The organism is Amycolatopsis sp. NPDC051045 (assembly GCF_040682955.1).
Classification (GTDB): domain Bacteria; phylum Actinomycetota; class Actinomycetes; order Mycobacteriales; family Pseudonocardiaceae; genus Amycolatopsis.
This window is the reverse complement of record NZ_JBFBCC010000022.1, coordinates 16547-40433: the sequence shown is the minus strand read 5'-3', so window position 1 is coordinate 40433 and position 23887 is coordinate 16547. Positions and strand designations below refer to the sequence as shown.

17 protein-coding genes are annotated in these 23887 nt (G+C 74.6%); 12 read left to right on the top strand and 5 right to left on the bottom strand.

The features are described from left to right. Nucleotides 1-368 precede the first annotated feature (368 nt). Genes AB0M80_RS35885 through AB0M80_RS35870 form a run of 4 tightly spaced genes read left to right on the top strand, consistent with a single transcriptional unit; the run spans nt 369 to nt 8537 of the window. A complete protein-coding gene (locus tag AB0M80_RS35885) occupies nt 369-1046 on the top strand; it encodes a hypothetical protein (RefSeq protein ID WP_364573838.1) in 678 nt (225 codons plus the stop codon). Nucleotides 1047-1066: 20 nt separating this feature from the next. Then, nucleotides 1067-2776, top strand: a complete 1710-nt coding sequence (locus tag AB0M80_RS35880; RefSeq protein ID WP_364573836.1) for a fatty acyl-AMP ligase — start codon at nt 1067-1069, stop codon at nt 2774-2776. Further along, nucleotides 2773-7083 (top strand): type I polyketide synthase, encoded by a 4311-nt coding sequence (locus tag AB0M80_RS35875; RefSeq protein ID WP_364573834.1) that lies wholly within the window; start codon nt 2773-2775, stop codon nt 7081-7083. Before AB0M80_RS35880 ends, AB0M80_RS35875 begins: the two co-directional genes overlap by 4 nt. After that, nucleotides 7074-8537, top strand: coding sequence for an MFS transporter (locus AB0M80_RS35870; RefSeq protein ID WP_364573832.1), 1464 nt, complete (start codon nt 7074-7076; stop codon nt 8535-8537). Before AB0M80_RS35875 ends, AB0M80_RS35870 begins: the two co-directional genes overlap by 10 nt. A 137-nt stretch (nt 8538-8674) precedes the next feature. Here the strand turns inward: AB0M80_RS35870 and AB0M80_RS35865 are convergent, their stop codons facing one another. Beyond that, on the bottom strand, nt 8675-9136 hold the full coding sequence (locus tag AB0M80_RS35865) for an SRPBCC family protein (RefSeq protein ID WP_364573830.1): 462 nt from the start codon (nt 9134-9136) through the stop codon (nt 8675-8677). Nucleotides 9137-9240: 104 nt separating this feature from the next. Here AB0M80_RS35865 and AB0M80_RS35860 point away from each other — a divergent pair, with 104 nt between their 5' ends. After that, nucleotides 9241-9675 (top strand): DUF4383 domain-containing protein, encoded by a 435-nt coding sequence (locus AB0M80_RS35860; RefSeq protein WP_364573828.1) that lies wholly within the window; start codon nt 9241-9243, stop codon nt 9673-9675. Here the strand turns inward: AB0M80_RS35860 and AB0M80_RS35855 are convergent. Continuing rightward, complete coding sequence (locus tag AB0M80_RS35855) at nt 9626-10876, bottom strand: glycosyltransferase 87 family protein (RefSeq protein WP_364573826.1); 1251 nt, start codon at nt 10874-10876, stop codon at nt 9626-9628. The two genes, AB0M80_RS35860 and AB0M80_RS35855, sit on opposite strands and share 50 nt — an antisense overlap. A gap of 96 nt (nt 10877-10972) precedes the next feature. Here AB0M80_RS35855 and AB0M80_RS35850 point away from each other — a divergent pair, with 96 nt between their 5' ends. From AB0M80_RS35850 to AB0M80_RS35840, 3 genes are read left to right on the top strand one after another with little or no spacing between them, the layout of a single operon-like run. Next, nucleotides 10973-11197 (top strand): hypothetical protein, encoded by a 225-nt coding sequence (locus tag AB0M80_RS35850; protein ID WP_364573824.1) that lies wholly within the window; start codon nt 10973-10975, stop codon nt 11195-11197. A 54-nt stretch (nt 11198-11251) separates the two neighbouring features. Further along, entirely contained in the window at nt 11252-12385 is a 1134-nt protein-coding gene (locus tag AB0M80_RS35845; RefSeq protein WP_364573822.1) for an acyltransferase, read from the top strand. A 20-nt stretch (nt 12386-12405) separates the two neighbouring features. Beyond that, nucleotides 12406-13593, top strand: a complete 1188-nt coding sequence (locus tag AB0M80_RS35840; RefSeq protein ID WP_364573820.1) for a cysteine desulfurase-like protein — start codon at nt 12406-12408, stop codon at nt 13591-13593. A gap of 55 nt (nt 13594-13648) precedes the next feature. Here the strand turns inward: AB0M80_RS35840 and fusA are convergent, their stop codons facing one another. The 3 genes from fusA to AB0M80_RS35825 form a co-directional block, all read right to left on the bottom strand. Continuing rightward, nucleotides 13649-15610 carry an elongation factor G gene (gene fusA / locus AB0M80_RS35835; RefSeq protein ID WP_364573962.1) on the bottom strand — a complete coding sequence of 654 codons (1962 nt, stop codon included), beginning with the start codon at nt 15608-15610 and terminating at the stop codon, nt 13649-13651. A 281-nt stretch (nt 15611-15891) separates the two neighbouring features. Beyond that, the gene (locus tag AB0M80_RS35830; protein ID WP_364573818.1) at nt 15892-17532 is read right to left on the bottom strand and encodes a helix-turn-helix domain-containing protein; all 1641 of its coding nucleotides are present in this window, start codon (nt 17530-17532) and stop codon (nt 15892-15894) included. 207 nt (nt 17533-17739) lie between these two features. Beyond that, entirely contained in the window at nt 17740-18615 is an 876-nt protein-coding gene (locus AB0M80_RS35825) for a MerR family transcriptional regulator (RefSeq protein WP_364573816.1), read from the bottom strand. A gap of 721 nt (nt 18616-19336) precedes the next feature. On the opposite strand from AB0M80_RS35825, the gene AB0M80_RS35820 reads away from it, so the two are divergent. The 4 genes from AB0M80_RS35820 to glgC all read left to right on the top strand — a co-directional run bounded on the left by AB0M80_RS35820 (nt 19337) and on the right by glgC (nt 23883). Beyond that, nucleotides 19337-19744: an STAS domain-containing protein gene (locus tag AB0M80_RS35820; protein WP_364573814.1), complete on the top strand. Its 408-nt coding sequence runs from the start codon at nt 19337-19339 to the stop codon at nt 19742-19744. Between the two features lie 152 nt (nt 19745-19896). Next, nucleotides 19897-21420 (top strand): hypothetical protein, encoded by a 1524-nt coding sequence (locus tag AB0M80_RS35815; RefSeq protein WP_364573812.1) that lies wholly within the window; start codon nt 19897-19899, stop codon nt 21418-21420. Between the two features lie 94 nt (nt 21421-21514). Further along, nucleotides 21515-22669 carry a glycogen synthase gene (gene glgA / locus AB0M80_RS35810; RefSeq protein ID WP_364573810.1) on the top strand — a complete coding sequence of 385 codons (1155 nt, stop codon included), beginning with the start codon at nt 21515-21517 and terminating at the stop codon, nt 22667-22669. After that, nucleotides 22666-23883, top strand: coding sequence for a glucose-1-phosphate adenylyltransferase (glgC, locus tag AB0M80_RS35805; protein ID WP_364573960.1), 1218 nt, complete (start codon nt 22666-22668; stop codon nt 23881-23883). Before glgA ends, glgC begins: the two co-directional genes overlap by 4 nt. Nucleotides 23884-23887: the final 4 nt, after the last annotated feature.

The following is a 23887-nucleotide window of genomic DNA, read 5'->3' as shown; positions in this document are numbered from 1 at the left end:
TCGAAGTGCGGCCAAGCTAGCGGAATGGCGTCGGCGAGTGCAATTGTCCCGTCCACGATGTGAGCGGGACAATGTGAATGAAAGGAAAACAAACTCCCCCGCGCGGGTGAGGCGCCCGTCGCGCAGAGTGACCAATCTCGGACGGGCGTGCCACAACGCCGGGCCGAACTCGCCAGTAACCTGCAATTCTGCAGCTCACGCGGTGTGCACGAGAATGTTTACGCCGTCTTGAGGTGCTTCCGGTAACCGTTTGCCGAGCGTAGTCTTCGCTGGGCCGCCGGGGCCGGACGTCCGTTGACGCCTCCCCCGGCGAAGGGTTCCAGTGCAGGGGCCACACTTCCCCCGAAAAGCTCCCGGAAGGGTTGTCCATGGCTGCCCGAATTCGCTTTCCCCCGGCCCGTTTCGCCGTCCTGCTGATCGCCGCAGCCGCCGTGACGACCATTTCGCCCGCAAAACCGGCCAGCGGCGCGCCACCCGCACCGGTGGCCGGCCCACCCGCGGTGCCCCCGGCCGCCCTGCTGCCCGCCGAGGCGCTCCCCGGGCCGCCCGCGGCCCGTGACGTGTTCGACGTCGCCACCGCACTGTCCACTTCGGAGCGACAAGACGATGCCGGGTGCGCCGGCATCGTCCACGGCAGGCTGCTGCGCCCCGGCGCGGTGACCGGCCAGGGCTTCCAGACGGCGGTACCCGGCGGGCAGCTGTCCGAGCTCGTCGCCCGCACCCCGCACCCGCCCGACCTCACCGCCTGGGCCGGCCAGGCGCGCCGCTGCGCCCGGTTCACCGTCGACGACGGGGACCTCCCCACCGTCTCGACCACGACTCTCGAGACCCCGCCCGCCGTTCCCGGCGCGGAAACCCTGTCCTACCAGCAGGTCCTGACCCTGCCCGGCCGGCCCGCCGGGCAGGCCGGCCTGCGCTTGCGCACCGTCGCCATCGCCGCCGGCGGTGTGCTGGTCCTGCTCCGCGACGCCGGAGCGACCGACCTCGACCTCGACGCATTGGCCGTCGCCGCGTGGCAGCACGCGGCCCCGCGGCTGGGCCGCTGAGCACCCGCAAGGAGAACCCCATGTCCCAGAACAACTTCCCGGCGGTGGGCGGCGACACCCTGACCGCGTGCCTGCGCCACTGGGCGACGGTCACCCCCGACGCCCCCGCCCTGACCTTCGCCGACTTCGCCACCGACCGCGCCGGGCGGCGGCGCACCCTCACCTGGCGGCAGCTGGCCGAGCGCGTAGACGCGGCCGCGAGCGCGCTGCCGGTGTCGCCGGGCGACCGGGTCGCGGTGCTCTGCCCGCAGGGCCCGGACTACGTCGTCGGCTTCCTGGCCGCGATCACCGCGGGAGCGATCGCGGTGCCGCTGTTCGACCCCGGCCTGCCCGGCCACGCGGGCCGGCTCGCCGCGGTCCTCGCCGACTGCGCTCCCGCGGCCGTCGTGACCACCGCCGCCGCCCGGCCGGGGGTCGGGGAATTCCTCGGCGACGACACCGCCGTCGTCGCGGTGGACCGCCCGGAACCGGCGCGGTCGTGGCCGGCGCCCGCCGCGGCCCCGGACGACGTCGCCTACCTGCAGTACACCTCCGGTTCGACCCGCAGCCCGGCCGGAGTGGTGCTGACCCACGCGAACGTGCTCGCCAACGTCACCCAGGCCGTGCGGGGCCTCGGCCTCGACCCCGCCGCGGCCACCACGGTCTCGTGGCTGCCGCTGTTCCACGACATGGGCCTCGTCCTCGGCCTGATCACCCCGCTGGCCCTGGGCCTGCGGTCGGTGCTGATGGACCCGCTGGCCTTCATCGAACGGCCGGTCCGCTGGCTGGAGCTGCTCGGCGACCACGCCGGCAGCTGGAGCGCGGCCCCGAACTTCGCCTTCCACTACTGCGCGAGCCGGATCCGCGAGGCCGACCGCGCCCGGCTGCGGCTCGGCCGCGTCGCCGCGATCGTCAACGGCGCCGAGCCGATCAACCCGGACGTCCTCGACCGCTTCCACACCACCTTCGCCGCCGCCGGGTACCGGCCGGAAATGACCCGCCCGGCGTACGGCCTGGCCGAGGCCACCGTCTTCGTCACCACCGGCCCCGCCGCGGTCCCGCGCGTCACCACGTTCGACCGCGACGCCCTCGCCACGGGCGCCGCGCGGCCGGCCGGAGACGGCGTCCGGCTCGTCGCCTGCGGGGTCCCGGCGGGGCAGCTCGTCGCCCTCGTCGATCCGGAAACCGCCGCCGTGCTCCCGGACGGCTCGGTCGGCGAAATCTGGGTCCACGGGCCCAACGTCGGCGAAGGCTACTGGCAGAAACCCCTGGAGAGCACCGAAACCTTCGGCGCCCGCCTGACCGGCGCGCTGCCGGAGGGGCCGTGGCTGCGGACCGGCGACCTGGGTGTCCGCCACGACGGCGAGCTCTACATCGCCGGCCGGATCAAGGACCTGATCATCGTCGACGGGCGCAACCACTACCCGCAGGACGTCGAAGCGACCGCCGCGTCGGCCGATCCCGCGATCCGGCCCGGCAGCGTCGCCGCCTTCGCGGTCGACGGCGCCGACACCGAGGCCGTCGTCGTGGTCGCCGAACACCGCACCTGCGCCGAGCTGACCGAACCCGCCGAACGCGCGCTCGCCGCCGCGATCCGGCGGCTGGTCTCCGACGCGCACGGGCTCGCGCTGCGGGACGTGCTGCTCGTCCCGCCCGGGCGGGTCCCGCGCACCTCCAGCGGCAAGATCGCGCGCGCCGCCTGCCGCGACCGCTACCTCACCGGCGACTACGGAAAGGCACTGGCGCGATGAGCGACCCGACGACCGACACCCTGCGCCGCTGGCTCCTGGACACCGTCGCCGAGCACACCGGCGTCCGGGCCGAGCCCGACCACCCGCTCGGCGACTACGGCCTGTCCTCCCGCCAGGCCGTCGGCATCGCCGCCGAGCTCGAAGAGCGGCTCGGCAGGCGGCTGCCCGCGACGCTGCTGTGGGAAAGCCCGACCATCGACCACCTCGCCCGCAGCCTCACCGGCGCGGACGAACCCGAGGTCTCCCCGAGCACGAATCGCCGCCGGACCGATCCGGTCGCGGTGGTCGGGCTCGGCTGCCGCTTCCCCGGCGCGGACGGCCCCGAGGAGTTCTGGGACCTGCTGCGCACCGGGCGGGACGCCGTCCGGACCGCCCCGCCGGGCCGCTGGAGCGCCGACGCCGCCCCGGTGACCGGTGGTTTCCTCGACGACGTCGCCGGGTTCGACGCCGAGCACTTCGGCATCACCCCGCGCGAAGCGGCGACGATGGACCCGCAGCAGCGGATGCTCTTGGAGGTCACCTGGGCGGCACTGGAGCACGCCGGGATCGCGCCGTCGTCGCTGCGCGGCAGCCGGACCGGGGTGTTCACCGGGATCGCCACCCACGACTACGGCCACCTCACGATGACCGGCGGCGCGCCGGACCTCTGGACGGCCACCGGCGCGGCCGGCAGCATCGCGGCCAACCGGCTGTCCTACGTCTACGACCTGCGCGGGCCGAGCATGGCGGTCGACACCGCGTGCTCGTCTTCGCTGGTCGCGGTGCACCACGCGGTGCGCGCGCTGCGCGACGGCGACGCCGACCTGGCCCTGGCCGGCGGGGTCAACCTGATGTTGCTGCCCGGCCCGACGGCGGCGTTCGCGGCGGCGGGCCTGCTCGCCGGCGACGGCCGCTGCAAGACGTTTTCGGCGGGCGCGGACGGCATCGCGCGCGCCGAGGGCTGCGGCGTCGTGGTGCTCAAGCGGCTGGCGGACGCCGAGTGCGACGGCGACCGGGTGCTCGCCGTGATCCGCTCGACGGTGGTCAATTCCGACGGCCGGTCGAACGGCCTGGCGGCGCCGAACCCGGCGGCGCAGCAGGCGATGCTGCGGGAGGCCTACCACGGTCTCGATCCGTCCACTGTGGATTATGTGGAGGCGCACGGCACCGGGACCCTGCTCGGCGACCCGATCGAGGCCCGCGCTCTGGGCGCGGTGCTGGGCGCGGGTCGCGAGGACAGCGCACCCCTGCTGATCGGCTCGGTGAAGACGAACATCGCCCACGCGGAGGCGGCGGCCGGGATCGCGGGGCTGATCAAGGTGGTGCTGGCCATGCAGCACGGCTCGCTGCCGCCTCAGCTGCACTTCGCGGCGCCGAACCCGCACATCCGGTTCGACGAGCTGCGCCTGCGGGTGGTCACGGAGCCGACGCCGTGGCCCCGCCACACCGGCCACGCGACGGCCGGGGTGTCGGCCTTCGGGTTCGGCGGGACCAACGCGCACGTGGTGCTGGAGGAGGCCGCACCGCCGGCCCCGGCTCGGGCGACAGGCGGACAGCCGTTCCTCGGCGCCCCGGCCCCGAGCCCGGCACGGTCCGGCAACAGGCCGGCCAACGCCGGCGCCCCGGGTCGCAGGCAGCCGGGCGCCGGCCACCCCGACGGTGTCCGGATCGGCCTTCTCTCCGCCCGGACCCGCGACCGTCTCGCCGAGCGAGCCGCGCAGCTGGCGGATTGGCTCGGCTCCCCCGCCGGGCGGCAGAGCTCCCTCGCCGACGTCACCCACACCCTCTTCCGGCGCGACAACGCCGGCCCGCACCGCGCCGCCCTGGTCGCCGCGGACCACGGGGAACTCGCCGCGCTGCTCCGGGCCGTCGGGGACGGCGCCGATCCGCTGCCCGCCGGAGCCGTCACCGGCACCGCCGTCATCGGCGAAGGCCCGGTCTTCGTCTTCTCCGGGCACGGATCCCAATGGGCCGGGATGGGCCGGCACCTCCTGGCCGCCGAACCCGCCTTCGCCGCTCAGGTCGACAAGCTCGGGGACCCCTTCACCGAGCACGCCGGGCGGTCGCTGCGCTCCCTGCTCACCGGCGCCGCGCCCGGCACGCTGGCGGAAACCCAGCTGGCCATCTTCGGCACGCAGGTCGCGCTGGCCGCCCGGTGGGAAGCGCTCGGCGTCCGGCCCGGCGCCGTCGTCGGCCACTCGCTCGGGTCCGCGGCCGCGGCCGTCGTGGGCGGGGTGCTGACCGCCGACGAGGCCGTCCACCTGGTCGCGACCCGCGCCCGGCTGCTGGGCACGATCGGCTCGGGCGGGGCGATGGCCGCGGTGGAGCTGACTCCGGACGAGCTCGCCGCGCACCCCGGTGTCGAGCTCGCCGTCGACTCCGCGCCGGGGCAGGTCACCGTCGCCGGGGACGCGCTCGTGCTCGACCGGCTCGTCGCGGAACTCGAGGCCGCCGGGCGGAGCGCGCGCCGGCTGCCCGTCGAGGTGGCCGGGCATTCGTCCGGGGTCGAGCCGGTCCTCGGCGCCCTGCGCGACGCACTGGCCGAGCTGGGCGGGCGGCGGCCGCTGGTGCCGTGGTACGACACCGTGCTGACCGACCCGCGCGAGCTCCCGGACTTCGACGCGGCCTACTGGGCCGCGCACGTGCGCCGCCCGGTGCGGTTCCGGCAGGCCGTCACCGCGGCGGCCGCGGACGGGCACCGCGTGTTCGTCGAGGTGTCCCCGCACCCGATCCTGCGGGGCTCGCTGGCCCGGACGCTGGCAGCCGCCGGGATCACCGACGCGGTCGTGACCGGCACCCTGCGCCGCGGCCAGGACGAGGTCCGCGCCTTCGGGGCGGCCGCGGCGACGCTGTACTGCGCGGGCACCCGCATCACCCTCACCGCCCCGGACGAAGACGCCCGCCTCACCGACGTGCCGCCGATGCCCTGGCGCCACGAGCGGCACTGGTACACGGAGACGGGTCCGTCAGCCGCTCCCGGCGGAACAGCGGCACTCACCGCCGCACCCGAGGCGATGCCGAACCGCGCCACCGGACCCGGAGCAACACTTGCCCACGCCGCCGGGCGCGACCGGCTCACCGAGATCGTCGCCGCGATCATGGGACTCTCCCCCGACCGCCTCGACCCCGCCACTCCCCTCGTCGACCTCGGGCTCGACTCGCTCATGGCGAACCGGATCCGCGAAGCCGTCCGCCGGGAACTGGGCACCGAGCCCGACACCGCCGCCGTCCTCCGAGGCGCCACCCTCGCCGACCTGAGCCGCGAGCTCGCTCCCCGCGGCCGGGCGTGGGACGCCGCCGACCGGCTCGTGCTGCGGCTGTGGCGGCAACACACCGGCACCGACGCCGCCGGCCCCCACGCGCGCCTCACCGGCACCCGGGAACCCGAGCAGCTGGCCCGGCTCCTCGCCGACGGGCTCACCGCCGAGCTCGACACCCCCGTCGATCCGGCCGAGCTGCTGCGGCACGACTCCCTCGCCGCCGTCGCCGACGTTGCGCGAGCCCTCCTCGACACGCGTGAAGAACGCGGGCCCGTGCACGTCCTCAAGCCGGGCGACGAGGGGACCGCACCGCTGCTGCTGTTCCACCCCGGCGGCAGCACGTGCACCGTCTACCGCCCGCTGCTGGACCGGCTGCCCGCCGGAGTCCCGTGCGTCGGCTTCGAACGCGTGCCCGGCGCCGGCATCGAAGAGCGTGTCGAACGGCTTCTGCCGCTGGTCCGGGCGCGCCGGCCACACGGGCCCTATCGCCTCGCCGGCTGGTCGTTCGGCGGCGCGCTCGCCTACGGCGTCGCCACGCGGCTCGCGGACGAGGGCGAACCCGTCGAGCTGGTCGCGCTGATCGACACCATGCTGCCGCTGCCCGAACCGGACCTCGACCCGCGCGCGTCGTCGGCACGGCGGTTCCTGCGCTTCACCGGCTACGTCGAAGGCACCTACGGCCGGACCGTCCGCCTCGGTCACGACGAACTCGCGCCCTTGCCCGAGGAGGAGCAGATCGAGCTCACCATGCGACGGGTCGCCGAGGCCGGGTTGCTGAGCCCCGGCGTGCTGCGCCACCAGCACCAGTCCTTTTTGGACACCCTGGCGGCGGAACGCGGGACGCCGCGGCCCTACGGCGGCCGCGTGGTGCTGTACCGGGCGACCGAGCCGTACGCCGCCGGGCTCGCGATGGAACCCCGCTACTCCCGCACCGACCTCGCGGCGGGGTGGGCGGACCTGTGCCCGCGGCTGGAGATCGTGCCGGTGGCCGCGCACCACCTCTCGGTGGTCGACCCGCCGCACGTCGACATCGTCGCGCGGCACCTGGCGGAGCAGCTGTGGCCGTGACGCAGGCGGGCGTCCGGGCGTGGCCGCTGCTGGCCGTGCTCGGCGCCGGCCTCTTCCTGGTCGCGGTCGACGCGACCGTGCTGCACGTCGCCCTGCCCGACGTCGTCCGGCAGCTGCGGCCCGGTGCGGCCGCCCAGGTCTGGATCGTGGCGATCTACCCGCTCACCGCGGCGCCGCTGCTCCTGCCGTTCGGCACGCTCGGCGACCGCTTCGGCCGGCGGCGCGTGCTGATCACCGGCTACGCGGTGTTCGGGGTGGCCTCGCTCGCCTGCGCACTCGCCCCCGGCGTCCCGGCCCTGCTCGCCGCCCGCGCGGCGCTCGGCTGCGGCGGCGCCATGATCATGCCGGTGACGATGTCGCTGCTGCGGGAGCTGTACCCGGACCAGCGGCGGCGGCGCACGGCGATCGCGGTGTGCAGCGGCATCGCCGGGACCGGCTCGGTGTTCGGGCCGGTGCTCGGCGGGCTGCTCGTCGAAGCGTGGGGCTGGCGGGCGACGTTCCTGGTCAATCCGCCGGTGATCCTGGCCGCGGTGGCGGCGGCACTGCGGTGGCTGCCGCGGAGCCCACCCGGGCGGGAGCCGTGGGACGCGCTCAGCGCGGTGCTGGCCGCCGGCGGCGTCCTCGGGATCGCTGCCGCCATCGGGCCGTCGGGGGGCGGCTTCGCGGCGGGGGCGGCCGGCTGCGTCCTGCTGGGGCTGTTCGTGCGCCGCCAGCGGCGGGCTCCCGCTCCCCTGCTCGACCTGGCCCTGTTCCGGCGGCCGGGGGTGCCGGCGGCGGCCGGCGGGGTGCTGCTGGTGATGAGCACGCTGGTCGGGCTCGGCCTGCTGCTCGCCCAGTACCTGCAGGTGGTGCTCGGCCTCTCCCCGACCGCCGCGGCCGCGCGGCTGTTGCTCGTGCTCGGCGCTTCGGCGGTGGGCAGCGTGGTGGCTCCGGCGCTGCTGGAGCGGTTCGGCAACCCCCGGGTCCGCACGGCGGGGTTCGCACTGGCCGCGGCTTCTCTCGGCATCCCGGCGGCGGGCGGGCTGACGTCGCCGTGGTGGCTCGGCGGCGCGCTGGTGGGGTCGGGTTTCGGGATGGCCATCGCACTGACGTCGAGCACGGACACGCTCCTGTCCGCCGCACCCGCCGACCGGGCCGGTGGCGCGGCCGCGGTCGAGAAGACGGGCTACGAGCTGGGCGCGGGCCTGGGCACGACGGTGTTCGGCTCGCTGGCCGCGGCCGTCTACGCGGCGCACCTGGTGGTGCCATCCGGCGTGCCGGACGCGGTGCGGCAGCTGGCATCGGCCGGTCCGGCGCAGGCGGAAGCGGCGTCGCGCGGTCTGGCGTCGGCCGCCGAGCTCGTCGCGGCCGCCCGGGCGGCCTGCACGGTGAGCGTGCAGGTGTCCGCGGCCGTCGCCGGCGGGCTGTTCGTGCTCGCCGCCCTGGCTGCTGTGTTCCGCAGAGCCGCCGTATAGGCCGTTATACGATCAGAAGGGGTCGCGCTCCGCCTCCCGGCCGACGGCTTCGGCGCGGGCCGCGGCCGCGGCCCGCGCCCCCGAAGCTGCTCAACCTGCTGTTCGCGCCGCCGCAACGCCTACGGGCCGTTCCCGCCTCAGCTCGACGAGTCCCTCTTGTCGTCGTAGGAGGTCCAGCCGCCCTGACCTTCGGCCGCCTCGACGTCGGCGTCGGCGGACGCGGCGTGCGTCATCGCGGCCACCGTGCGTTCGAGGCCCTGCTGGACCTCGTCCCCGTCCGCCTCGCGGACGCTGTGCAGCGTGACGGTGATCTCCGAGGACGCCGGGCCGTCGTCGCGGATGCGCAGTTCGCCGTGGTAGTCGTCGGGGCCCTCCGCACCCCACTTCAGCGACCGGGTCGCCGGGTCGGTGTGCAGCCACGCCTCCCCGGCGACGCGCCGGCCGTGCACCTCGGCCTCGACGTGGACGCTGTCCCCGCCCTGGGGCTCGGCGACCTTCATCTCCGGGAAGTAGCGCGGCAGGTTCTCGGGGTGGCTCAGGAACGCGAACAGCTCGTCGGCGGGGACGTCGGCGGTCACGGTGTGGCGGTACTCGGTCATCGGCTGACTCCTCTGGGGGTCCGGTCGGCCCGGTTACCCGTCCGGTACCGGACCAACCGCCGCAACCGTGCATCAAACGGGTCCGTACGGGGAATCCGGAAGACATGACGGCCACCGAACCCGAGACCCGGGTGCCCCGGCGGGGCCCCGCCCCCGTCCAGGGCATGGGCATGCTGATCGGCCTGCTGTTCCTCGTCCTCGCGGCGCTGGAGCTGATGGCGGGGGTGCCGACCGCGGGCGGTCCCCGTGTGCTGTTCGGCCTGGTCGCCGTGTCCGGGGTGTGGACGCTGGTGCACCTGCTGACCGGCGTCGCCGCGGTGTTCTGCACGCGCTCCCCGCGGCTGGCGGCCCGGTTCCTGATCGTCGCCGGCGCCTGTTACGCCGTGGCCGGGCTCGCCGGGCTGCTCCCCCTGCCGCACGCGGTCACCGACGTGCTGCCGCTGAACACCGCGGGCGTCTGCCTCGACCTGGCGCTCGGCACGGCGATGCTCATCCTCGGCGCGGGCTGGCTGTGGCGCCGGCCGGAACGGCGCCGCTGAGGACGTCGTCCCGCCGGGGGAACCGCACCAGCACCGCCGTGACGAGCACCGCGAGTCCGAAAAGGACATAGCCGTTGCCGGTGAGCTGCTGGACGAAGTTCCACTGCCGTTCCACCTCCCCGCCGCGCGGCCACCACCACTGCGGACCCGCGACGAACAGCACCGCGCCGGCGCCGGCCAGAACCGCGAATCCGCGCCGCCGGGTGCGGCGGGCCAGCTCCGCCCAGCCGAGCAGGACGACCACGGCCCAGACCCAGTGGTGGGTCCAGGAGATCGGCGAGACCAGCAGCCCGCCGACCGCGTTCAGGCCGAGCGCGACGGTGGTCTCCCCCGCCGCCAGCGCGCGCCGCACGCCCAGCGCGGTCAGCACGAGCACCACAGCCACCAGCGGCAGCCACCACGCGGTCCGCGCGTCCGACGGCACCCCGGCCCTGGCGAGCAGCCCGAGCAGCGACTGGTCACCGGCGTAGGTCGGCTCGCCGACGCGGCCGGTGTCCCACAGCGCGGCTGTCCAGTACCGCACCGAATCCGCGCCGGCGAGCAGGAAGCCCAGCGCCGTCACGGTCAGGAACGTCACGACGGCGGTCACCGCGGCCCGGCCGTCCCGGCGGAGCAGGAAGTACAGCAGGAACACCGCCGGGGTCAGCTTCACCGCGGCGGCCAGACCGATCAGCAGGCCGCGTGGCCACCGCGGGGTGTCCACCAGGACGTCCAGCACGACGAGCGCCAGCAGCAGCAGGTCGATCTGGCCGGCGTACAGCGTGCGCAGCACCGGTTCCAGCACCTCCGCGGCCGGCAGCAGCGCCGCGACCCGCTGCCAGTCGCACCGCACGCCGAGCGCGCGCAGCACCGTCACCAGCACCAGCGCCAGTACGCCGAGCGTGAGCAGGGTGAGCAGGAGGCAGGCGGCCCAGTACGGCAGCAGCGCGAGCGGGGCCAGCACGATCGCCGCGAACGGCGGGTAGGTGAAGAGCAGGAACTGGCCGTCGCCGGTGGGCGGTAGCGTGCCGTACAGAGCTCGGCCGTGCAGCAGCGCCGCCGAGCCGAGGCGGTAGACGTCGAGGTCGACGCGGTACGCGGGAAACCGCCACCGCCCGCCGTTGTACGACACGAGCACCGCCACCAGGACGAGCAGCTGCGCCCCGAGCAGCACGTACTTGTTCCCCAGCTTGTCCCGCACCCCTGCTCCCCCTCCGGTCACCCGTCGCATTCTGTCGGGTCCCGGCGCGGGCACCATCCGGAAAACCCCCGAAACGACCCGGGGAAAACCGGTTGCCGTCCGTGCCACCCTGGGCAGATGGGGACTCCGGACGGCTTCGCCTACCGCGACGAGGACGGCACCGTGGCGATCACCCACCACGGCCGTCCCGCCGGGACCCTGCGCGGGGCCGCCGCCGCGCGGTTCCTGGCCGCGGTGGCGCGGGGGGACGACCAGCAGCTGCTGATGGCCCGCGTGACCGGGAATTACAAGCACGGCAACGAACGCCGGGCGCGTGAGCACCCGCGCAACCGCGGCCGCTGAGTTTCCGGGCGTTCGGGGCAAGCGGCGCGCCCGGATGGGCTAGCATCTGGGTTCGTGCCGGGTTCGTCGAAAATTCACGCCAATCCCAACACCGGTTTCGCGTGGCTGCGGATGATCGGCGCGATCACGGTGATCGTCGACCACAGCATGCCGCTGCTGCACCCGCAGCGGCTGACGATCTTCCCCGCCTCCTGGCACATGTCGCCGGGGTACATCGCGCTGATGGGCTTCTTCGCGATGAGCGGCTACCAGATCCAGGACAGCTGGGCGCGCGACCCGTCGTGGTGGCGGTTCGCCGCGCGGCGGCTGCTGCGGATCATGCCGCCGCTGGTCGTGGTGCTGCTGGTGACGGTGTTCGTCATCGGCCCGCTGGTGACGACGTGGCCGGCCCACGACTACTGGACGCACATCCAGACGTGGCGCTACCTCGTCGGCACGACCGTGCTGTTCTACATGCAGCACACCCTGCCCGGGGTGTTCGCCGGCAATCCGTACCCGTTTTCGGTGAACGGCGCGCTCTGGACGCTGCCGATGGAGCTGCTCGGCTACGGGCTGGTCCTCGTGGCCGGCGTGATCGTGCTGATCGGCGTGCCGCGCTGGTTCCTGCTGCTCGTCCTCGGCGGCATGGTCTACACCGACAGCGTGCTGCGGGCGACGTTCGAGTACCACGGGGCGGGCGGCTCGCTGCTGGTCGTCCCGATCGGGTCGACGGTGTCGTTCCTGGTGCCGTTCGTCATCGGGGTGGTGCTGCACGCCTACCGCGACCGGATCCCGCTCAAGCCGTGGGTGGCGCTCGTCCTCTTCGCCGCGTACCTGGGGCTGAGCCAGACGCCGGTGAGCCGGTACGCGCTGGCGCTCAGCGCGGCGTACGGCGCGATCACGCTCGCGACGCACTGGCCGCGGAAGCTGGAGGCCGGCGGCCCGTACGCCTACGGCAGCTACGGCACCTACATCTGGGGCTTCCCGATCCAGCAGCTGCTCATCCTCGGCGGGGTGCGGCAGGTGTGGCTGCTCATCCTGCTGGCGGTGCCCGCGTCCTACCTGGTCGGCCAGCTGTCGTGGAGCTACGTCGAAAAGCCGACGCAGCGGCTGCGCCGGTACCTGCGGCAGCCGGCCCCGGTCCGGCGGCCCGTGGCCGCACCGCCGCAGCTGCCCGCCACCGCGGCCGCACCGCTGCGGAGATCCTGACCGTTCGGCATGCTGGCGCCGTGACCTACGACGTGCGGACGATCCGCGAGCACTTCCCCGCCCTCGACGGCGGCGCCGCCCACTTCGACGGACCCGGCGGCTCCCAGGTGCCCGACGTCGTCGGGGAGGCGGTGGCCGGCACGCTCTGCGCCGCGATCGCCAACCGCGGCGTCGTCACGGCCGCCGAGCGCCGGGCGAGCACGGTCGTCGCCGAAACCCGGCAGGCCGTCGCCGACCTGCTCGCCGCCGACCCGGCCGGCGTCGTCTTCGGCCGCAGCATGACCCAGCTGACCTACGACTTCTCCCGCACGCTGGCCCGGAACTGGGGTCCCGGCGACGAAGTCGTCGTCACCCGGCTCGACCACGACGCCAATATCCGGCCGTGGGTCCAGACCGGCGCCACCGTGCGCTGGGTGGATTTCTCCCCTGAGACGGGACAACTCGCCGCGGTCGGCCCGCTGCTGTCGGAGCGGACGCGGCTGGTCGCGGTGACGGCGGCGTCGAACCTGCTGGGCACCCGGCCGGACATCCCGGCGATCGCGGCGGAGGTGCACGACGCCGGGGCGCTGCTGTACGTCGACGGCGTCCACCTGACCCCGCACGCGGCGGTCGACGTCACGGCGCTCGGGGCCGATTTCTACGCGTGTTCGCCGTACAAGTTCCTCGGCCCGCACCTCGGGCTGGTGGCGGCGGCGCCGGCCCTGCTCGAGACGCTGCACCCGGACAAGCTGCTGCCGTCGACCGACGCCGTCCCGGAGCGGTTCGAGCTCGGTACGCTGCCCTACGAACTGCTCGCGGGCACGACGGCGGCGATCGACTTCCTCGCCGGACTGGTGCCGGGTACCGGCTCGCGCCGTTCGCGCCTGCTGGAGTCGATGGCGGCGTTGGAGTCGCACGAGAACGCGCTGCTGGCTCGCCTCGACGCTGGTCTGGCTGCCCTGCCGGGAGTCACCCGGTACGGCTCGCCGGAGCGCCACCGGACCCCGACGGTGTTGTTTTCCGTGGCCGGGGTCGCCTCCCAGGCGGTGTACGAACACCTTGGCGCGCAAGGGGTCAATGCCCCGGCGGGGAGTTTCTACGCGATCGAGTGTTCGCGGCATCTGGGTCTGGGTGACACCGGCGCGGTGCGGGCGGGGATCGCGCCGTACACGACGGAGGAAGACGTGGACCGGCTGCTGGCCGGGGTGGAGTCGCTGCCCCGCGGGTGAACTGCCCGTGATCCGGGTGGCGAGCCGGGATTTCCCCGGCCCGCCACCCTCGACCTCACGGCACCGGCGCGAACCCCGCCGGCCGCGCGGTGAACGTCCCCCGGCCCTGTGTCCGGCTCCGCAGCCGGTTCGCGTAGCCGAACAGCTCCGCCACCGGCACTGTCGCCGTCACCACCGCCGTGCCCGTCCGCACCACCGAGCCCGCCACCCGGCCCCGGCGGGCGGCGAGGTCGCCGAGCACGCCGCCGACCGCGTCGGACGGCACCGTCACCACGACCTCCGCCACCGGCTCGAGCAGCCGCAGGACCGACGAGCGCAACGCCTCCCGCAGCCCGAGCCGGCCCGCCGTCCGGAACGCCAGCTCCGACGAGTCCTTCGGGTGCGTCGCCCCGTCGGTCAGCGTCACGCGCAGGCCCGTCACCGGATGGCCGCCCAGCGGTCCCTCGGCCAGTGCGTCCCGGCAGCCGGCTTCGACCGCGCGGACGTACTCGCGCGGCACCCGGCCGCCGACGACCGCCGAGGCGAACTCGAACCCCTCCGGAGCCGGCGAGACGTCCAGGACCACGTGGGCGAACTGGCCCGCCCCGCCGTCCTGCTTGACGTGGCGGTAGACCAGCCCGGTCACGCCGCGGACCACGGTCTCGCGGTGCGCGACCTCCGGACGGCCCACCGCGACCGCCAGGCCGCGGTCGCGCCGGAGCTTCTCCACCGCCACCTCCAGGTGCAGTTCGCCCAAGCCGGACAGCACCGTCTGGCCGGTCTCCGGATCGACCCGCACGACCAGCGACGGGTCCTCCTCGGCCAGCCGCGCGAGGGCCGACGTCAGCCGCTCGCCGTCGCCCGCCCGCCGCGCTTCGACCGCCACCGAAACCACCGGGTCCGCCGTCACCGGCGGCTCCAGCAGCACCGGATCGCCGGGCGCGCAGAGGGTGGCGCCGACGCGCGCCGCCTTGGGCCCGGCCACCGCGACGATGTCGCCGGCCACCGCACTGTCCACTTCGGAATGCCGGTCGGCCTGCACGCGCAGCACACGCGCGATGCGTTCGGTGCGTCCGGCGTCCGTCACCTGGTCTCCCTTCCGCAGCGTTCCCGAGTACACCCGCAGGTACGTGAGCCGTCCCGTGGCCGTCGAGACGACCTTGAACACCAGCGCGGCCAGCGGCGCGGCCGGGTCGGCGGGCCGGTCGGCCCGCACCGGCGGGACGTCCGCCGGCGACGGCAGGTACGCCACGACGGCGTCGAGCAGCGGCTCGATCCCGCGGTCGCGGTAGGCCGCCCCGCACAGCACGACGAGCCCGTCGCCGCTGAGGGTCAGCTCCCGCAGCGCCTTCTCCAGCGTTGCCGCCGAAACCGTGCCGGTGGCACAGAACTCCTCGAGGGCCACCGGGTGCAGCTCGGCTACGGCTTCCTCCAGCACCCGGCGACGGCGGCGAGCCTCGGTGCGGAGGCCGTCCGGCACGTCCTGCTCCCGCAGGTGCAGCAGGTCGACGACGCCGGTGAAGCCGTCCTCGCGCCCGATCGGCAACTGCACGACCAGCGGTGCCGGGTGCAGCCGCGCCCGGATCGAGGCGACGGCGGCGTCGAGGTCGGCGCCCGGGCGGTCGAGCTTGTTGACGAACGCGATCCGCGGCACGCCGTGCCGGTCGGCCTGCCGCCACACGGTTTCGCTCTGCGGCTCGACCCCCGCGACGGCGTCGAACACGGCGATGGCGCCGTCGAGCACCCGCAGCGACCGCTCGACCTCGTCGGTGAAGTCGACGTGGCCGGGGGTGTCGATGAGGGTGAGCCGGTGGCCGTCCCACGTGCAGCTGACGGCCGCGGCGAAGATGGTGATGCCGCGGTCGCGTTCCTGCGGGTCGAAGTCGGTGACGGTGGTGCCGTCGTGGACCTCGCCCTGCTTGTGGGTGGCGCCGGTGCGGTGGAGGACCCGTTCGGTGACGGTGGTCTTGCCCGCGTCGACATGAGCGAGGATGCCCAGATTGCGGAGGTGGTGAGTACGCACAGCACTGTCCTTTATGGACTCAAGGTGATCAGGACGGCGCGATTCCCCGCGACGCCGGGCGTTCGCCCTAGGGCGTCACGAGTTCCGGTGCGAGCCGCGCGGCAGGCACCGAAGACGCGGAGACACCAGGATCACCTCGGACCGCGACCGGGGAGCGACAGCGATGCGGTGACGCAAGGCCGGCTCCCTTCGTTCGACGCGGTGGACAGGTTCCGGCGCAGCCTAACGACGCCCGGCCCCGCTCACCAACCGGTTTCCGCCCGCTCGCACCGTGATCGGCTCTCTGAGCACGGGAGTCAGGGGGCGGGTGGGGCCACGACGCGGAGCTGGAGCATGGCCGCGAACCTCGCTTCCGGGTCGGTCATGTCGAAGCCGCCGACTTCGGCGAGCCGGCGCAGCCGGTAGCGGAAGGTGTTCGGGTGCACGTGGACCGCGGCGGACGCGGCGATGACGTCGCCGAAGGCGTCGAGCCAGGCCCGCAGGGTCGAGACGAGGTGGGCGTGGTGCCGCTCGTCGTAGTCGAGCAGCCGGGCGACCGGCCCGGTCGGGCGGTCGCCGCGCGCGGCGACCAGGTCCTGCAGCTCCAGCAGGAGCGCCTCGACGTGCACGTCGGCCAGGAGCGCGACCCGGCGGCCGGCGCCGCTGCCCGACCGCAGCACCCGCAACGCCCGGTCGGCGCTGGCGCGCGCTTCCGGCAGCTCGGCCGCGCTGAGCGCCACCGGGCCGATGCCGACCACGGCCCGGACCCGGTCGCCGACCCGGTCCAGGAAGTCCTTGGCGATCCGCAGCGCACGGCGTTCGCCGTCGGCGTCGCGGGTCACCGGGACCAGGCCGTAGGCGGCGTCGCCGACGAGCGCGGCGGCGCAGCGCGGGTGGACGGCGCTCAGGTGCATCGCGAGCCCGTCGGCCAGGCGCTGCCGCTCGGTCGCGACCTCGGCGTCGGCGGCCCCGTTCCCGAGCACCGCCAGCGCGAGGACGACGACCGGCTGGTCGGCCAGACCGAGCCGGCTCAGAGCTTCCCGCGCGGCGGCCCCGCCTTCCAGCGCCGTGCTGACCAGGTCGGCGCGCAGCCGCCGTTCGACGTCGGCGCCGGCCCGGACGCGCAGCAGGTGCAGCGCCACCAGGCGGGCCGCGTCGCAGAGCGCCTGCGTCCGGTCGGCGGTCAGCGGCTCGCGCACCGCCGCCCAGATCGAGCCGAGGATCTCGTCGCCCGCGCGGACCGCGACGGCCACCCGGGGGACCTTGAAGCCGTCGGGGCTTTCCGGCACCTGGTCGACGTACACCGGCTGATCGCTGCGGTAGAGCTCCCGGAACACCCCCCGTTCGGCCAGCATCCGGGAGAAGCGCTCGGGCACCTGCCGGCCGAGGATGGTCTCGACCCGCGACGGGTCGGCTTCGTCCTGCCGTCCCGAGAACGCCAGCACGCGGGACCGCCGGTCCTCGATGGTGACCGGCGCGTCGATGAGCGCGCCGATCGCGTTGGCCACGGCGAACAGGTCACCCGACGGCAGCCCGGCCAGGGTCTCCGGCTGGGCGTCGCCGACGTCGCCCTCCGCCAGGAGGGACCGCAGCATGGCGGCGAGCTGGGCCCAGGACGCGCCCCGGGCCAGGCTCAGCAGGGCGACGCCGGTCTCCTCGACGGCGGCGGTGACCGCCGCGGTCACCGTGACCGGGGCGCGCAGCACGAGCCCGGCCGCGTCGTGGCCGGCCAGGGTCCGCAGCTGCCGCACCACCTCCGCCGGGTCGGCGAGGCCGACGCCCAGCACCAGGGCGTGCCGCGGCAGCGCGGGCTCGTCGAGGGGATCGTGGATGGCGACGCCGCCGATGCCGCCCGGGCGGTCGCCGTCGCCGAGCAGCAGGTCCAGGAGAGTGCCGCCCAGGTCGTCGAGGACGCGGCCGAGGCTGGCTTGCGGGCGCAGGTTCACCGAAACGAGCACCTCCCGACGCTAGGCGCGACGCTGTCAGCCTAGTTCGTCGCCGCGGACGAAATCGGTCCCGGATTTCGTCCGCTTCCACCACCCGGGAGCCGACCGCGGGTGTCCACAGTGGAGCCTGACAGCGTCTTGCCGTCGCCGGTCGGGCGTCCCGCCGGCCAGAACGACGCAGATTGGCATCGCAACGCACCGGTAGCGGTTCCCGGCCGGCTACGCCTCCGCGTGCCCGAGCGCCAGCTCCACCGCCGACGCCAGGTCGTCGACCCACCGGAAGCCGCGGTCGCCCAGGTGCGCCCAGCCCGGGCCGGCCGTGGCCACCGGGCACCCGAGGTCTCCGATGCGCGCGGCCAGGAGGTCGTCGGCCGTCGGGGGCGCCATGGACCACAGCACCACCAGGACCGGGTCGAGGCGGGCGGCCAGGTCCGCCACCGTCTCCGCCGGCACGAGCTGACCGAGGTACGCCACCGGGACCGCGGCCTCGGCCAGCGTCGCCCGCAGCGCCTCCATCGGGAGGGAGTGCCGCTCGGCGGGGCAGCAGGCCAGCAGCACCGGGCGGCCCGGCACCGCCGCCGGGAACCGGCGGCTGAACCGCTCGAACGCCAGCGAGATCTCCGACGTCAGCGCCCATTCGGTCGCGAAGCACACGTCGCCGCGCTGCCATCGGTCGCCGAGGCCGCGCAGCACCGGCGCCAAGACGTCGGTCCAGGCGGCGGCCGGGCCCAGGGTGCCCAGCGTTTCGTCCAGCAGCCCGGCGACCGAGGCGTACTGCAGCTGTTCCGCGGCGTCCGCGAGTTCACGCGCGCGGCGGGAGGGCGGCACCTCGAGTTCGGCAGGCGAGCTCCCGAACGCCGCCGCGGCCGCTTCCCGCACGGGCATCCCCCGCGCGACGAGCCGCTGCATGTGCTGCAGGCGGCGGACGTCGGCGTCGGAGTAGCGGCGGTGCCGTCCGGTGCCGGCGGGCGGGCCGATCCCGTACCGCGCGCTCCAGCTGCGCAGGGTCACCGGCGACACGCCGAGCAGCTCGGCCACCTTGCCGGGCGCCCAGGCTCCTGCGCCGGGCGGCGCGTCGACGTTCTCGGATTCCACCGTGTCCCTTCGCCTCGCGGACGGCGAACGGCCGAAGTTTAGCGATGCGGGCAGCTGACCGGCGGCGACACGACGAAGAGACGGGCCGCAACGGCAGCCTCACGGCGGGCACAGCGGGCGCAGGCGGCGGCGATGCGGCGCCCGGAAACGGCAGCACAAGACGCGGCAGGGCGACGCGGCAACCCCAGCGGCAGCGGAGGACGCGGCGGCAACGCGACGACCGGACCGGCGGCAGGGCGCGGCCAAGCGGACAGCCGGACAGCCGGACAGCCCGGCCAGGCGAGCGACCGGCCGCACAGAACGCGGTGACCGGCTCCGCGACACCGGACGCGCCGCGGCTGCGGCCGTGCCAACCCGACACCCGGCCCGAGGGCGGGCAGCAGGGGACGCGGCGGCGGGGCGATGGCCGGCGCAAAACCCGGACCAGGAGCGGGCGGCGGGGGACGCGGCGGCGGGCGATGGCCGGCCGCGTCCCCCTCGGCGCCGCTCGGCGCCGGTGATCCGGCCCGCGTCGGCCGGATCCGGCCGGCCGGGCGGTGTGGCATCCGCCGCGGCCGGTGAGGTGCCGGGGATTCGATCCTCCAGGTCCAAGCTATACCGCCGCGCAACGCTTGCGCATCGGCTTCCCTCGGATGTCGCAGTGGTTCCGCCGCGTCCGGCCGAGTGATCTCGGGCCGCCGTGGGTACCACCGCCAAGGCGCTCGAGGAAGAGGGGAACCCGATGACCGACCACCGCACCGCGCCCGACCTCGCCACCACGACCGACGCCGGCGTCGTGACCGTCCGCTGCACCGGCGAGCTCGACCTCGACAGCACGCCCGGCCTGCGAAACGCGCTGCTGGGCCCCATCCGCGCCGGCGCCCGCGGGGTCGTCGTGGACCTCACCGGGACGACCTTCTGCGACTCGGCCGTCTTCAGCGTGCTGCTCGAGGCCCACCGCGACGCCGGCGCGCGGGGCGTCCCCTACGCCATCGCCGCCGGCGAGGCCGCGGTCGCCCGGCCGCTGCAGTTTCTCGGCTTGGACCGGCTGCTGCCGCTGTACCCCGGGCCGGCCGCCGCTCGGGCGGCCGTCGCCCGGAAACCGGTCGCGAACGGTGACGCCCCGGGGCCGAGCGCCGTACTGAACTGACCGGCCGCGTCCGAGGGTCCGTCCACTGTGGCCGCCCGCCGGCCGGCACGCGACGGTCGCGGGCCCGAGTCCGGGATCACAATGCACCGGTGCTGCGAACCCGCACCGGCCGTGACACGATCGGGCGAACTCCGCATCACGAGGTAGGCAGTTTGCTGGCTGTAACGAACCCGGAACGGACGAGCGCGCGGGACCGGTGGCTGCCCACCGCCTTCGGGGCGGTGCTGGCCGCCGCGGTTTTCCTCCTGGTGCGCGGCAGTCTCACCGACGACGGCTACATCACCCTGGCGTACGCGAGGAACCTCGCCGTGCACGGCGAGTGGGGCATCGTCCCCGGCTCGCCCGCCAACTCCGCGACGTCCCCGCTGAACGTCCTGGTCCTCGCCGCGCTGACCCTGGTGACGCGGGTGGCCGGCGACCCGCACCCGGTCGTGGCGCTCGGTGTCCAGACCGTCCTGTGCGGGGCCGCGCTCGGCTGGGCCTGGCAGCGCATCGGCCGGGTGCTGGCGCTGCCGGCCGCCGCCGGCCCGCTCGGGATCGCCCTGGTCCTGCTCAACCCGTTCGTGCTGTCGGCCATCGGGCTGGAGGTGCTGCTGATCCCGGCCGTGCTGCTGGCGCTCGCGGTCTGCGCGCTCGAAGGCCGGCCGGCCTGGTTCGGCGTCGTGGGCGGGCTCGCCGTCCTCACCCGCCTCGACCTCCTCGTGTTCGTGGTGGTGATCGCGGTGAGCACGCCCGCGATCCGGCGCCGGTGGCGGCCCGCCGCCGGCTTCACCGCGCTGACGGCCGCGCCGTGGTTCCTCGTGAGCTGGCTCGCCTTCGGGTCGTTCGTGCCCGACACGCTCGTCATCAAGCAGCTCCAGGCGGGGCTGTTCGCGCCGTGGAGCTACAGCACCGGACCGATGATGTACTACCTCGGCTGGCCGGTCACCGTGCTGGTGTCGTTCCTGCCCGCCCTGGCCGGCGTGGTCGCACTGGCCGGCTGGGCCGCGGCGCGGTTCGCCGTGCGGTGGCCGGAGTTCCCCGCGCTCGGCCCGGTGGCCGCGCTCGCCGGCGGCGGGATCCTCTACTACGTCGCCTATTCGTTCCTCGGCGTCGGCCCGTTCCACTGGTACTACGTGGCTCCGGTGACCGCGACGAGCTCGTTCGCCGTCGTCGCGTTCGGCGCCTGGTACGCCCAGGCGCGCGAGCGGACGGCCTGGCGGACCGGCCCGCCCGTGCTGGCGCTCGGCCTCACCGGCGTGCTGGTGCTGAGCGCCGCCGCGGTCGACGCCGCCCAGGGGCTGCCGTGGCCGTCGCCGGTGGTCTTCGGGAACTGGGCGAGCGCCCGGGACTACGCGCGGGTCGGGACCGAACTCGGCACGCGGCTGCAGGGGGCGAGCGTCGCCAGTCCCGGGGAGATCGGCACCCTCGCCTACTACTGCGAGTGCCCGATCCTCGACGAGTTCTCCGACCGCGGGCAGGCGGTCCAGCTGATCGAGAAGCGGATCGCGACGGCGAACCCGCTGATGAGCCTGGCGCTGCGGGTCAACTACCACTGGCTGGACACCTCGATCGCGCCGCGCCGGCCGGACTACCGGCTGCGCTACGCCGGTGGCCCGGCGACCGGACCGGACAGCTGGCCGGTCCGGTCCGCGGCGAAGGGCGACGGTCACTTCACCCTCACCCGCGCGCCGTGATCACCCCGCCCGCGGAGGCAGTGACGGAAAACTCGCAAGATTCGCCTGGACGCCAGACTGCACCGCGGCCGGGAAAGGCCATAGGGTTTGGACCATGAAGGTCGGCCTGCTCACCCGCGAATACCCGCCGGAGGTCTACGGCGGCGCCGGGGTCCACGTGGAGTTCCTCGCCCGGGAGTTGCGACCGCTGGTCGATCTCGACGTGCACTGCTGGGGCCCGGACCGCGCGGACGCCACCGGGCACACCGATCCCCACGGTTACCGCCAGCCCGCGTTCACGACCATGGACATCGCCGTGTCCATGGCGAACGCCCTCGAAGGCCACGACCTCGCGCACAGCCACACCTGGTACGCGAACCTGGCCGGGCACCTGGCGAAGATGACGCACGGGATCCCGCACGTGGTCACCGCGCACTCGCTGGAGCCGCTGCGGCCGTGGAAGGCCGAGCAGCTCGGCGGCGGCTACCGCGTCTCGTCGTGGATCGAGCGCGAGGCCTACGAAGCCGCGGACGCGATCGTCGCGGTCAGCGGCGGGATGCGCCGGGACGTGCTCGCCGCCTACCCGGCAGTGCCGCCCGAGCGCGTGCACGTGATCCACAACGGCATCGACACCACGCTCTACCGCCCCGACCCGGGCACCGAAGCGCTGGCCAAGCACGGCATCGACCCGGACCGGCCGTACGTGCTGTTCGTCGGCCGGATCACGCGGCAGAAGGGCGTCCCCCACCTCGTCCGCGCGGGCGCGCAGCTCGACCCGGGCACCCAGCTGGTGCTGTGCGCGGGCGGCGCCGACACCCCCGAGCTCGACGCGGAGTTCCGCGGCTTGGTCGCCGAGCTGGAGAAGACCCGCACCGGCGTGCGCTGGATCCCGGAGATGCTGCCGCGCGCCGAGGTCGTGCAGCTGCTGACCCACGCCGCGGTGTTCGCCTGCCCGTCGGTCTACGAGCCGCTCGGCATCGTGAACCTCGAGGCGATGGCGTGCGGCACGCCGGTGGTCGCCAGCGACGTCGGCGGCATCCCGGAGGTCGTCGACGACGGCCGCACCGGACTGCTGGTGCACTACGACGAACAGGATCCGAAGGGGTTCGAGGCGGGCCTGGCCGCCGCGCTGAACGAAGTGGTGGGCTCCCCGGATCGGGCCGCCGCGATGGGCACCGCCGGCCGCGAGCGCGCGGTCGGCGAGTTCGGCTGGAAGGCGATCGCCGAGCGGACGGTCGCCCTCTACGAAGCGTGCGGGAGGTCGCTGTGATCGGCGAATGCCATGTTCTGGGCATCGTGCTGGCGGGCGGGGAGGGCAAGCGGCTGATGCCGCTGACGGCGGACCGGGCGAAACCGGCGGTGCCGTTCGGCGGCACGCACCGGTTGATCGACTTCGTGCTCTCCAACCTGGTGAACGGCGGGATCCGGCGGCTGTGCGTGCTGACGCAGTACAAGTCGCACTCGCTCGACCGGCACATCTCGACGACCTGGCGGCTGTCCGCGCTGACCGGCGAGTACGTCACGCCGGTGCCGGCGCAGCAGCGGCTGGGTCCGCGCTGGTACCAGGGCAGCGCGGACGCCATCCACCAGAGCCTCAACCTGGTCCACGACGAAAACCCCGAGTACATCGCGGTGTTCGGCGCGGACAACATCTACCGCATGGACCCGAAGCAGATGCTGGACGCGCACATCGCGTCCGGCGCGGGCGTCACGGTCGCCGGGCTCCGCGTCCCGCGGAAGGAGGCGAGCTCGTTCGGGGTCATCCGGACCACCGACGGGCTGCTGATCGACGCGTTCATGGAGAAGCCCGCGGAGCCGCCGGGCCTGCCGGACTCCCCCGAAGAAGCGTACGTGTCCATGGGGAACTACATCTTCACCACGAAGGTGATGCTGGAGGCCCTGTACGCCGACGCCGAAAACGCCGCCTCGCACCACGACATGGGCCGCGACATCATCCCGGCGCTGGTCAAATCGGGCGAGGCCGCCGTCTACGACTTCAACACCAACGTCGTGCCCGGCGAAACCGAACGCGACCACGGCTACTGGCGTGACGTCGGGACCATCGACAGCTACTACGACGCGCACACCGACCTGATTTCGACGCACCCGATCTTCAACCTCTACAACCGGAAGTGGCCGATCCTCGCCCACCCCGGCCAGCGCGCGGCGGCGAAGTTCGTCGAGGGCGGCACGGCGAACCAGTCGATCGTCAGCAACGGCTGCATCATCTCCGGCGCACAGGTCGTCGACTCGGTGCTCTCCCCCGACGTCATCGTCGAACAGGGCGCGGTGGTGCAGGGCTCGGTCCTGCTCGACGGCGCCCGCGTCGGCCGCGGCGCGGTGGTGCGGCGGGCGATCCTGGACAAGAACGTCGTGGTCCCGCCCGGGGCGCACATCGGCGTCGACCTGGCCCGCGACCGCGGGCACTACCACGTCAGCGAGGGCGGCATCGTCGTGCTGGGCAAGGGGGAACGCGCGATCTGAGCCG